We start from the raw sequence: 12,330 nt of genomic DNA, 5'->3' as shown, positions 1-12,330 counted from the left end.
TTATAAAATAGTTTTTGATATATTTATTTTATCTTTTTCATTATCTCTTTCATAAAATAAGGCAAATCGTCCGGACATCTGGAAGTTATTATATTTTCGCATACCACGACTTTTTCGTCTTTATAATTCGCTTTAGCGTTAATTAAATCGTCAATGATTCCGCTGTAGCATGTGGCGTCTTTATTTTCCAAAACATTTGCGGATATTAAAGTTTGCTGACCATGACATATAGCTCCTATTGGCAAAGAATTATCAACAAAATATTTTATTATCTTTTTTACGCTTTTATTTCTTCTTATAGATTCTGGCGCTCTTCCTCCTGGTATAATCAGTAGTTTATAATCTTTTGGATTCACATCGTCAAAACTCAAATTCGCTTTCACTCTAAAGAAATATTCTCCCGATATAGTTCCTTTCTTTAAAGACGCTATATCTACTTTATGACCTTCTTCTATCAATCTAAAATACGGATAAAACAATTCGGAATCTTCAAAAAGATTATCGCTCAATATTAAAGCTTTCATAATTAAAATTCTCCTATTTTTAATTTATATTATTTATATATTTTTAAAATTATTTATCGTCTTCTTCTGGAAGCCAATCCACATTGACTTTATCTTTTTCATGAAAAGGCGCTTTTACGAATAAAGCTTTCCATGGCTTATCGTAATTATTTTTTATATAATGTTTAGTCGGAGGAGGCAACTGTATAATATCGCCTTCGGAAATTACAATTTTTTCTCCATCAACATAAATGTCAACCTTTCCTTCCAAAGTATAAAAATCTTCTTCCGTATTTTGATGATAATGAGTATTAAAATCCTCCCCGGGCTGTATCACTACCAAACCGACATCGCAATAAGGACCTCTCAATAAATATTTAGGACCTGATATATTATTGTTCCTATATTCTATTTCGGATTCGTTTAATTTTTTCATTTTTGTTTACCTCTTTTTTATTTTAGTATTTTATATTATTTTTATTTATCATTCTCCCGGAGCTTTCCACATATGAGTAGTTAAATTTCTATCGGCTAACTCCAGTTGAATTTTATATACATCGTTAAATTTATTTATAAGATTATTATATGTTTCAGAATTATTTTTATTCGGATAATATATAGTATCTTTCTTAACGGCGACATCTACCGCATCGTAAAAATCTTTATATAAATTTATTCCGACATAAGCGCAGATAGCCGCGCCTAAAGCCGTAGCTTCTTTAACTTTTGTCGTCCTAACTTCCAACTGCAAAACATCGGCAAGTATTTGACACCATACGGGGTCGTTCGCTGCGCCTCCAGCAAAAGTCAAATAATCTATATTTATGTTAGAAAAATTTTCTATAGTCTTTATATTATTATAGCTTACTATAGCGGCATTCTCCATTATAGACTTAAATAAAGAATATCTATTGGTTTTATTATAGTCTATAGTCATATTGATAAAAGAAGGAGCCGCATGTTTCCAAGAAATATAATTCATTTTATCGGAAAATATCGGTATAATTCCGTAACATCCAGACGGTATATCTTTAGCCTTATCGGATAATAATTTATAAGCGTTGGTATTATTCTTTTTTGCAATCTCTTTTAAGTCTTCGCAGAAAGCGTCTCTAAACCATCTTGCCACAAGTCCCGGATAAAAAGCTATTCCTTCCGCCTGCCATAAATCGCTTACGGAAGAACAATTTATTCTTATTCTTGCCTCTTTATCGATAGTAGGATTTTTCATATTAACTTCTTGCTGCCAAAAAGTTCCGCCCAGTATAACGGTATCTTTTTCGTTTACCGCTCCGACTCCTATAGTTCCTAATTGAGCGTCTCCTCCGCCCATAACTATTTTTGTTCCCTCTTTAAGTCCCGTTTCTTTACTCGCTTTGCTACTGACTTCGCCTATAATAGTTCCATATTCCGAAACTTTAGCGTTTGAAAATTTAAAATCTAAATCAGCCATTTCAAATATATTTTTGTCAAAATTTCTCGTTTGTAAATTAAAAAGTCCCAAAGTCGAACCGTTGCTTGGGTCTATAAATATATCCGCTCCAAGCCGAACTGCTATCCAGTCGCTTAGCATATTTAAATAATTCGCTCTATCGTAAATATCCTTATCGTTATTTTTTATCCATAATAATCTTGGAATCGCTCCTAAAGAAAATGTTTGTCCGCTTATATAATATATATTCTTTTCTAATTCTTTATTTTTTCTCAAATAAATAGTTTCTTGATAAGCTCTCGCGTCCACATTAGAACAAGCCCAGATAGGTTTTTTATTTTCATCGTATAATACGAAAGCCTCTCTCATACTCGTAGTTGAAATCGCCAATATATCGTTTGGCGAGATTTGTTTTAAAACATCTTTAACGCATTCGCAGATAAGTTTCCAGTTATTTTCTATATCGAAATCTATACTTCCAGAATATTTAGGATTAACTTTATGCGTATATTCTCTTTGAGATTCCGTTATTTGATTTCCCGTTTTATCGAAAATAATCGCTCGAACGCTTCCCGTTCCCGCATCCAAAGATAAGATATATTTCATTTAAAAACTCCGTTTTTTTATAGCGCCATTCAAAATCGCTTCAAACGGCGCTCGAATATTAATTAAATATTAAAAATCATAATTATTAATATTGTCTTTAGTAAATACGACTCTTTCAGGCAATATTATCAAACCGTTATTATCCGCTTCATAATCGTAGCCTTGCTCTTTATTGGCGGCTACTTCTACCGTTCCTATTCCCGGAACATCGATTTTATCTCCGACTTTAAAAGTATTTCCTAAAGCCAGTTGATAAGCTATATAAACGGATAATTTTCCTTGAACTACCACATCCCATAGTCCGAATTGATTTATCGTTCCGCTTTCAACATACTGTTTCATAGCGTTAGGAGTTGAAAATCCGACTATTATTACCTTTCCTCCAACTCCCAAATTTTCCGCGGCTTGAGCGGCTGCAGGCAACGCGGTAGAATCTGGACAAAGAATAGCGTTTATATCTTTATAAGTGTTTAATATATCAGTAGCGGTTTGCAAACTTCTTTGAGGGTCTTGATATCCGTATTGAGTAGTTACTATTTCCCAGTTAGGATATTCTCTCGCTATTAAAGATTTAGCCTCTTCCGTCCAGGCGTTTTGGTCTGTAACTTCGGGACTCGAATAGAAAAACGCCACTTTTTTCTTTGCCGTTTTTGCATCGGGCATTTGGTCTGAAGTCATTTTAACCAATAATTCGCCAAGCAATTTCGGAGTTCCCTGATTGATATAAAAAGACCTATAAGCTGGGTCCACATCGCTATCCCAAGTAAGTATATGTATGCCTTTTTGTCTAGCTCTGTCTAAAGCCTGATTCAAAGCGGTAGGCGATAGAGACGAAACGACTATAGCGTTATAATTTTGATTGGCAAAATTATTTATATACTCTATTTGCTTTGAAACATTAGCTTCGTTAGGTCCGTCATATCTAACGGTTATTCCTAATTGTTCGCCCATTTCAAGCGCGCCTCGTCCGCCCGACTCAAAAAAGCCGTTTCCCGTTATTTTAGGGATAAACGCGATTTTTATATTTTCTCCAGATGCCGATTCTTGTTTAGAACCAGAACAGGAGAAAATAGCCGTGAGAGTCAATATCGAGATAAAAACTCTCGTTAAAAATTTTAAAAAAGATTTTCTTTGATACATAATGTATCCTCCTGAGTTAAATTTTTTTTAAATAACTTTATTTAAAATTTTGTTATTTAACATAGTTAATCTTATCTTTGATATAATTATTTTCGATGTAACCGTCAATATTAAAAGTATGCCGACTATTATTTGAGATACATCGCTGCTTATACCAATGCTCATAAGCCCTTGTTTTAAATATCCTATAAAAAAGCATGCTATAACCGTATTGATTATAAAACCGCTTCCTCCGTTTATACTCGCTCCGCCAAGAACTACCGAAGTTAAAGTTGGAAGCAAAGCGTCCGAACCCAAATCGCTTCTTGCGGAAGTAAAATAAGAAGTCAGTATTATTCCCGATATTCCCGCGCATAAACTCGTAAATATATAAGCCGTAGTTATTGTAAATTTAACGGCTATTCCGCTATACGAAGCGACATCTTTATTAACTCCTACCAAATAATACTGCCTTCCCAGTCTCGTTTTATGTAAAATAATCGCAAATATTATTGCCAGAAAAATTATAAAAATTAAAGGATAGGGAATATTTCCTAAACTTCCGTAGGCTAAAGTTAAAAAAGAATCCGAAAAACCAGTTATTCCGTTATAACCAGCGGCTCCCGAAGAACCCGCGATTCCTATAGCTATTCCCTTATATAGAAACATAGTTCCCAAAGTTATAACTAACGGATTAATGTCCGTATTTGAAACTAAAAATCCGTTAATAAGTCCGCATAAAGAAGCGCATATTAAAGCTAAAATAATTGCAAGAAAAAAAGGAATATTCAAAAAAGTATGAAGCATCCCGAACACTATAGAAGTAAGTCCCATAACGGAAGTTATAGATATATCCATTCCGCCAGTAACAAGCACTAAAGTAAAAGGAATAGAAACGATTACTATATGCATAAAATCGTTGGAAGAATATAAAAGATTGCTTATATTAAGAAAAGTCGGATTAACAAGTCCTATAATCAATATTTCAAATATCAATAAAACAAATAAAATGAATCCCCAATTCTTACAATATTTTATAATAATATTTTTCATTTAATTCCCCTTGAAATTTTTTCTATCTTGCTTTTTATTCTAACGGAAGAAAATCTCGCTCTCTTTCTCATATCTTCCAAATATTTTCTAACTCTGTAATCCGATAAAACTATCGCTATCAATATCGCTCCAGCTATAGCGTCATTCCAGTAAGACGGAACTTTTAAGAAAATTAAAACGCTGTTTATTGTCGTTAAAAATATCGCGCCTATAGACGAAGATACTGGAGTTCCTACTCCGCCCGATAAACTAACTCCTCCCAAAACGCTCGAAGCTATTGCTCTCATTTCTTCTCCGCTGCCCGCGTTCATAGGAATGAAACTTAATTGAGATACAAATATAATGGCGGCTATTGAAGCGAAGAATCCCGATATTATATAAGCGCAAAATTTAGTAGTTCTAACGCTTATTCCTAAATTAAAAGCGCCTTCTTCGTTTCCGCCAACGGCATAAAAAGCTCTCGTTATATTAAAGAATCTTAATATAAGCATTGAAATCAATATTATAATAAATACTATTATGACAAATAAATTTATATTAAACACTTTGATTTGAGCCATAATTTTTATAGACTGCGGAACTGAATCTACCCAGCTTCCTCCAGTTATTATTGGCATTAATCCTCTGTAAAGTCCCATAGTTCCTAAAGTCATTATTATAGGCGGAATTCCTATTATAGATATTCCAAATCCGTTTATAGCTCCAGCCGAAAGTCCGACTAATATGGCGACAAAATAAGAAAGTTCTGCATTGACATTTGCAACCATTCCCATACAAACCGCGCATAAACCCATTATCGCTCCTACCGAAACATCGATTCCTTTTGTAATTATTACGAAAGTCTCGCCTACGGAAAGCATTATAAGAATCAAACTTGAAACGAGTATTCCAAGCAAATTATTTATTCTTATAAAATCGTTATTGAAAATTCCGCATAGCAAAATAATAATGACTAAAATTATAAATACTAAAGCTTCTCTTTTAACGAATAATTCTCTTAATTTATTTTTCAAAGAAAACATTATATAACTCCAAAAGACGCTTGCGTAATAACTTCGATAGAAAAATCTTTTTTATCCAGTTCTAAATTTATCTCTCCAGAATGTATCACAATGATTCTATCGCTGTTATTAATAACTTCTTCCAAATCGCTCGATATTAAAATAACGGCGACTCCTTTTTTCTTCAAATTTCTAACTATTTGAAAAACATCCTCTCTCGCATTTGCATCGACTCCTCTCGTAGGCTCGTCTAAAATAACGACTTTAGGGTCGGTAGTCAATATTTTAGATATAACGACTTTCTGCTGATTCCCGCCCGATAGCATTCTCGAATATTGCTCATCGTTTAAAACTTTTATTTTTAATTCATCCACATATTTTTTGGATATTTCTTTTTCCTGCTTTTTATTTAAGAATACTTTTGAAATCTTTTTTAATATTTCCGAAGAGATTGTTTCATAAAAAGGAATATCTAAAAATATGCCGTATTTATGTCTGTCTTCTGGTATATAAGAAATTTTTGCTTCTCTGGCTGATTTGGCATCGCAAGGAATCAATTTTTTTCCGTTCATTATCACTTCGCCGCTATGATAAGGCTCTAAACCGACTATCGCTGACGCTAATTCCGTTCTGCCCGCTCCGACTATTCCCGCTATTCCTAATGTTTCGGATTCCCTAACATCAAAAGATATATTTTTAAAGATTTCGGAAGATAAATTATGAACGGAAAGAACCACTTTGCCTATATTATATTCCGTATTGTTGTTTTGAGAAATATTATAATCGGAGTTGCCAATCATGGCTTTTATTAAATCTATAGGTTTGAAATCGGAAGTTTTGCCCGATAATACTATATTGCCGTCTCTCAATACGCTTATTCTGTCGGAAAAATCAAATATTTCGTTTATTCTATGCGATATAAAAAATACTCCAATATCGTTTTTTAATAAAGGACGAACTATATCGAAAAGAGATTTAACTTCTTTGACGGTTAGAGTGCTTGTCGGTTCGTCTAATATCAAAACTTTAGCGTCTCTAATTAATCCTCTTATTATTTCAACCAGCTGCTGATTCGCTATAGTCAATTTTCCCGCATCGTCTCTCAATGAAACTTTAAAACCTATTCTATCGGCTATATTTTTTACTTTATCTACAGTTTCTCCGTTTACTTTTGAAAGTCCTATGGTTATATTTTCCAAAATAGAAAGATAAGGAAATATTTTAGGTTCTTGCGGAACTAAATATATACCTTCTCTATGAGCCTGATAAGGTCTGGTGAAATTAACTTCTTTACCTAAATACTTTATAGCTCCGTTACTGCATTGATAAGTTCCCGATATAATTTTCATTAATGTAGATTTTCCCGAACCGTTTCCTCCGAGTATTGCATGAACCTCTCCTTTCATTAAAGAAATATCCAAGCCTTTTAAAACGGGAACTCCGTCAAAAATTTTCCATATATTATTTAGTTCCAACAAGTTTTCCATAAATATCCTAAAATATCCTATAATTTTAATGAACTTTTGAATTTTCTATATCTTCCACGGTTACTTCAAAATATTCTTTTCTTTTCGTTTTATCGTTAGACATAGACTCTACTAATTCCAAAGCTTCTTTTACCGAAGAATTTTTATGTATAATATGAGCCACTCCCGCCGTTATCGCTTCTGGATAATCGGACTGCCATATATTTCTGCCCATATCCACTCCTATAGCTCCGCATTGTATGGCGTTATAGCACAAATCCAATACATCTTTATAAGTATCTAATTTAGGTCCGCCCGCAACGATTATAGGAACGGTTGTCTTTTTTACGACTTCTTCAAAACCTTCGCAATAATATGTTTTAACGATATCCGCTCCGAGTTCCGCGGCGAGTCTTGAGGCATGCGTTAAATATCTCTTTTCTTTTTTATCTTTTAAAGCCTTTCCTACCGCGGTTACTCCCAAAACTGGCAAATCGTATTCCATAGCGTCATTAATAGCGTCCGTTAAATTAAGTATGGTTTGATGCGAATGTTCAGCTCCGACAAATATTGAAACGGCTATAGCGGAAGCGTTTAATTTTACGGCGTTTTTGGCGGATAAAATCAAGCCTTCGTTATCAATATCGCTTTCCAAAATCGTATTTCCTCCGCTCGCTCTCAAAACTATCCCTTTATTGAAATCGGCGTCTATTTGACTCGTCAATATTCCGGGACTTAACATTAAAGAATCTATATGCGGAAGCAGTTTTTCAACTTGAACTTTTGGCATTTCCATACCATGAGTAGCGCCCATAAAATATCCATGGTCAATGGCAAGCATTAAAGCTCTTCCGTCTTCCATAACTATTTTTGACAAACGGTTTTTCTTACCGAAACTATAATTATTAAACATTTTAATCTCCTTAAAAATTGTAATTTATTAAAGCGAGTTAAAAACTCTTATGCTATATAGTATATACAAATAATTACATTTGTCAAGTATTTTTGTAATAAAATTTAATTAATTTTTGTAATTTACTTTTGTTTATATTATTGATATTTATTTTAATAATGGTATAATTTTAAAATGCAGTATGATAATAAAAAAATAGCTCAGATAGCAAAAATAGCGTTCCTATACTATAAAGAAAATAAAAATCAGGAAGAAATTTCAAAATTGATGTCTATAGCAAGACCTACAGTATCAAAATTAATATCGGAAGCAAAAGATTTGTCTCTGGTGGATTTTAAAATTAAATATCCTTGGAGAGATAAAGAATTAGAAAAAGAGATAATAAACAAATTTAGCGTAAACGAAGCGATAGTCATAGAATGTTTAAATAATTCGGAAGACGAAGTTATCACGGAAATAGGAATAGCGGCTGCAAGTTATTTTTCAAATATAATAGATAAAGTTAAAAATGTCGGAATATCTTGGGGACAATCGCTATATTCTATGATAGAACAGTTAAATACAAAAAATTCTTCCGTAGAAAATATTATACAAATGATAGGCGCGACAGGATACGAAAATAAAAATTATGACGGACCTTTACTCGCTCAATATTTATCTAAAAAATTAAATTCTCAATGTCTGATGATTCATGCTCCTTTGGTAGTCGGAAATAAAGAAATTGCCAAATCTTTAATGAACGATAATAATATAAAAAATATTTTAAAAAAAATCTCTAATTTAGACATAGCTTTTGTTGGAATAGGATGCGTGGAATTAAAAAATAACAGTCTTTATAAAACTGGTTATATAACCGAAGAAGAATTAAATAAAATAAAAAACGCTGGAGCGGTTGGAGATATTTGCGCTCATTTTTACGATATAAACGGAAAAGAATTGGATATAGACATTAATAACAGAATTATAGGAGCAAAGTTGTCCGATTTAAAAAAGATAAAAAATGTTGTTGGAGTCGCTTCTGGATTAATAAAATCTAATCCCGTTTACTCGGCTTTAATGGGAAAATATTTGAATACGATAATAATAGACTCTGAATTGGCAAAAAGTTTATTGAATCATAAATAAAATAATATATTAATCTCAAATCATTTCCCAATACAGAAATTTTCAAATATCTCGCTTATAACTTCTTCGGTGTCTATTTTTCCACTCACATTTCCTAAAATATTATTTAAAATATTCATCTCTTCGGCGACTTCGTCCAAAGAATAATTTTGTTTTGATTTTTCAATGCATATATCAATTTGTTTAAGCCCATTTTCCAAATATCCTCTCTCTCTATTATTCACATAACTTTCTTTATTGAATATTTGAATATCGTCATCTTTAATATAATTTTTCAAAGCCAAAAATAATTTTTCTTTTCCTTCTTCCGTTCTCGCGCTTATATTGATAATTGGATTTTTAAAATCATAATCAAATTTATTTTCTATGTCGCTTTTATTGATTAAATAAATTACGCTTTTATCTTTTATCGTTTCCAAAAATTCTATTAAATTAATATCGTCTTCGCTCGCTTTATCGCTTCCGTCAAAAACCGCAATTATAATATTCGATTCCTCCGCACATTTTTTTGCTCTTTCTATTCCTTCGATTTCAATATCGTTATTCGCTTCTTTATGAAATCCCGCCGTATCCATCAAATAAAAAGGAATATTTTCTATATAAATATTTTCGCTCAAAAAATCTCTCGTAGTTCCCGCGACTGAAGAAACTATCGCTCTGTCTTTTCCAAGTATCATATTAAAAATACTGCTTTTGCCCGCGTTTACTTTTCCCAATATTGCGACTTTTATTCCGTTTATAAGAGTTTCAACTTTTTTTGAATTATTTAAAATATTTTCTATATCTTTTTTTATTTTATAAAAATTTTCAATAAGTTTATCGTAGGAAAAATTTTCAGTTTCGTCTTCTGGAAAATCAATCTCTCCGTAAATTAGAATAAGAGAATTTTTTATATTTTCCCTCAATTTGTCAATCTCTCGAGTTAGTCTTCCTCTCATTTTATAAACGCTCGCTTCCGCCATAAGTCTATTATTTGAATCTATCAAATCATGCACGGCTTCCGCTTCGCTTATTCCAATTCTTCCATTTATATAAGCTCTGTAAGTGAACTCTCCTTTATTCGCAGCTCTAGCTCCGTTTCTTATTATCAAATTTATTAACGATTCTATTATCACAACGCTTCCATGACAAATAAATTCAACCGTATCTTCGGTAGTAAAAGTATTCGGAGATAAAGTAGTAAGTAAAATTAACTCGTCTATAGGATTATTATTTTCGTCTTTTATCAAAGCATAATAACTTTTTCTATGTTCAAATTTTTTTATATTATTATTTTCTTTATTTGCATAAAAACAAATTTTTGAAGCTATTTCCAAAGATTTACTTCCCGACATTCTTATAACCGCCAATGCGCTTTTTGAGAATGGAGTGGAAAGCGCAACTATCGTATCTTTTAAATCGTATTCGTTCATTTTACTAATTAATTATTATTTACAAGATTATCCGAAATAATATTTTTCTTTTTTAATTTCTTCAATTTCTTTTCTTCTTTTTCTTTAAGTTTTAAAATCTCGAACAAATTTCCATTTTCGATTATATAGTCTTTACAAAAATCATAATCTTCTTTCATTGTTTCAATTTTTGGAATTTGTTTTGCAAATTTTACATAATCGGAGTTTTTAAGCATATTAATTATATATTCGCTTTTCTTAAATTCGTTTTCGTCAAACAGCAGATTAATTTCGCTCGTAGTCATATCTTCTATATTAAATGAAAATCTTTTCGTTAAATATCTTTTAAATATAAAAGTTAATTCAAAATAATATTCGGCAAATTTTTTTTCATTAAAATAAATTCTATAATCTATATTTCTTAAATCGTTCAAAGCCTCTTCGTCTTCTTTTATAATAGATTTTTCTGCAGATTTTTTCTTTATATATTTAATTATAAAAAATATTAAAATTATTATTCCTAATATTAAAATCGCCACCGCCAAAATAATAATCCACACGGATTGAGGCATCGGAATTGAAACCGTAGATTTCATCGGAGGCAAAATTTCTCCGTCCGAAAAAGAATAAACCAAAATATTAATATCGTCTCCGTTTAATTCTCTATATTGATTATTATATTCGTAGGAAATCTTAAAAGGAAAAATGACGAACTGCCCAATGTCATAAAATCCGATTCTGTATTTTATGATTCTTTCTTTATAATTTCCAATGTTTTTCGTTTCGTTTTGAACTTCGATTATTCTCGATTGATTTTCTCTTTCGTCAAATGAAATATCTTCAAACTGATAATCGATTTCTTTTTTTGAAATAATTCTAACTTCGTAAATTATATCGTCACCTATAGTTATATTTAAAGAAGAGACTTTTGTTTGGACAAATATATTCGTTCCGTTTTCAATTTTATTTAAATTCAAACAAGAAATAAATAAATTAAACGAAAATAATAAAACAATTTTTGCCAATATAATTTTTTTTGAGTTTTTCATGAAATTAAATTTATCCTATATAATCTGCAATTTTCTTCAGCTTCGAGCATTTCAATTTCAAGTTCGTAATAAGGTTTATCGAAATAGTTTTCAAATTTATCTCCCCATTCAATCATTGTAATTCCGTTTTCTTTAATTTTATCTTTGAATCCTATATTATCCAATTCCTCTTCGTAAGAAAGTCTATAAAGGTCAATATGCCTTAATATCGTTTCTTTGTTTTTAAGAATTATATCATATTCGTTTATTAATGTAAAAGAAGGACTGCTTATAATATCTTCGCTTTTAAGCAGTTTTGCAAATATTCTCACAAAAGTAGTTTTTCCGAAGCCAAGATTTCCTTTCATTATTATCAAATCGCCGTCTTTTATAATATCGCATAAAAAAGCTGCAATTTCTTTTATATTTTCAATGTTGGATTCTTTAGTTAAAATATTTTTTTTCATAATATATGGATTATATAGTTTATGGGATAAATTAGCAATTTGATAGAATGCTTTTAAAAATTATATTTAGAAATAAAATTTTATTTTAAACTGTTGACAAAAAATTTTAAATGTTGTATAATATGTTTCAGTTAATATTAAAAAAATAGTTGACAAATTTTTTTAATATTATATAATTTGAAAAAGTTTAATTAGAATTATTTATTAATTAAAGAGAGGCTTAAAT

12 protein-coding genes are annotated in these 12,330 nt (G+C 31.0%); 1 reads left to right on the top strand and 11 read right to left on the bottom strand.

Annotation, left to right across the window (positions count from 1 at the left end; all coding sequences use genetic code 11):
• Positions 1–23: 23 nt before the first annotated feature.
• From ACR0QS_RS05990 to lsrF, 8 genes are all read right to left on the bottom strand, one after another.
• Complete coding sequence (locus tag ACR0QS_RS05990) at positions 24–524, bottom strand: type 1 glutamine amidotransferase domain-containing protein (RefSeq protein WP_432632535.1); 501 nt, start codon at positions 522–524, stop codon at positions 24–26.
• A gap of 49 nt (positions 525–573) precedes the next feature.
• Positions 574–939, bottom strand: a complete 366-nt coding sequence (locus tag ACR0QS_RS05985; RefSeq protein ID WP_432632534.1) for a cupin domain-containing protein — start codon at positions 937–939, stop codon at positions 574–576.
• A gap of 48 nt (positions 940–987) precedes the next feature.
• On the bottom strand, positions 988–2,541 hold the full coding sequence (gene lsrK / locus ACR0QS_RS05980; protein ID WP_432632533.1) for an autoinducer-2 kinase: 1,554 nt from the start codon (positions 2,539–2,541) through the stop codon (positions 988–990).
• Positions 2,542–2,610: 69 nt separating this feature from the next.
• Positions 2,611–3,681, bottom strand: coding sequence for an autoinducer 2 ABC transporter substrate-binding protein LsrB (gene lsrB, locus ACR0QS_RS05975; RefSeq protein ID WP_432632532.1), 1,071 nt, complete (start codon positions 3,679–3,681; stop codon positions 2,611–2,613).
• A 27-nt stretch (positions 3,682–3,708) separates the two neighbouring features.
• A complete protein-coding gene (locus ACR0QS_RS05970) occupies positions 3,709–4,713 on the bottom strand; it encodes an ABC transporter permease (protein WP_432632531.1) in 1,005 nt (334 codons plus the stop codon).
• Positions 4,710–5,735, bottom strand: coding sequence for an ABC transporter permease subunit (locus tag ACR0QS_RS05965; RefSeq protein WP_432632530.1), 1,026 nt, complete (start codon positions 5,733–5,735; stop codon positions 4,710–4,712). Before ACR0QS_RS05965 ends, ACR0QS_RS05970 begins: the two co-directional genes overlap by 4 nt.
• Positions 5,735–7,201: a sugar ABC transporter ATP-binding protein gene (locus tag ACR0QS_RS05960; protein ID WP_432632529.1), complete on the bottom strand. Its 1,467-nt coding sequence runs from the start codon at positions 7,199–7,201 to the stop codon at positions 5,735–5,737. Before ACR0QS_RS05960 ends, ACR0QS_RS05965 begins: the two co-directional genes overlap by 1 nt.
• 25 nt (positions 7,202–7,226) lie before the next feature.
• Positions 7,227–8,093 carry a 3-hydroxy-5-phosphonooxypentane-2,4-dione thiolase gene (lsrF, locus tag ACR0QS_RS05955; RefSeq protein ID WP_432632528.1) on the bottom strand — a complete coding sequence of 289 codons (867 nt, stop codon included), beginning with the start codon at positions 8,091–8,093 and terminating at the stop codon, positions 7,227–7,229.
• A 174-nt stretch (positions 8,094–8,267) separates the two neighbouring features.
• Between lsrF and ACR0QS_RS05950 the strand changes: the two genes are divergently transcribed.
• Positions 8,268–9,218 carry a sugar-binding transcriptional regulator gene (locus ACR0QS_RS05950; protein WP_432632527.1) on the top strand — a complete coding sequence of 317 codons (951 nt, stop codon included), beginning with the start codon at positions 8,268–8,270 and terminating at the stop codon, positions 9,216–9,218.
• Positions 9,219–9,238: 20 nt separating this feature from the next.
• Here ACR0QS_RS05950 and mnmE read toward each other — a convergent pair whose 3' ends face one another.
• Genes mnmE through tsaE form a run of 3 tightly spaced genes read right to left on the bottom strand, consistent with a single transcriptional unit; the run spans position 9,239 to position 12,104 of the window.
• Complete coding sequence (gene mnmE / locus ACR0QS_RS05945) at positions 9,239–10,630, bottom strand: tRNA uridine-5-carboxymethylaminomethyl(34) synthesis GTPase MnmE (protein ID WP_432632526.1); 1,392 nt, start codon at positions 10,628–10,630, stop codon at positions 9,239–9,241.
• A gap of 8 nt (positions 10,631–10,638) precedes the next feature.
• Complete coding sequence (locus ACR0QS_RS05940) at positions 10,639–11,658, bottom strand: hypothetical protein (protein WP_432632525.1); 1,020 nt, start codon at positions 11,656–11,658, stop codon at positions 10,639–10,641.
• Positions 11,655–12,104 carry a tRNA (adenosine(37)-N6)-threonylcarbamoyltransferase complex ATPase subunit type 1 TsaE gene (tsaE, locus tag ACR0QS_RS05935; protein ID WP_432632524.1) on the bottom strand — a complete coding sequence of 150 codons (450 nt, stop codon included), beginning with the start codon at positions 12,102–12,104 and terminating at the stop codon, positions 11,655–11,657. Before tsaE ends, ACR0QS_RS05940 begins: the two co-directional genes overlap by 4 nt.
• Between the last annotated feature and the right edge of the window lie 226 nt (positions 12,105–12,330).

Source organism: Brachyspira sp., from assembly GCF_050873525.1.
GTDB lineage: Bacteria > Spirochaetota > Brachyspiria > Brachyspirales > Brachyspiraceae > Brachyspira.
This window is presented reverse-complemented; position numbering and strand designations above follow the sequence as displayed.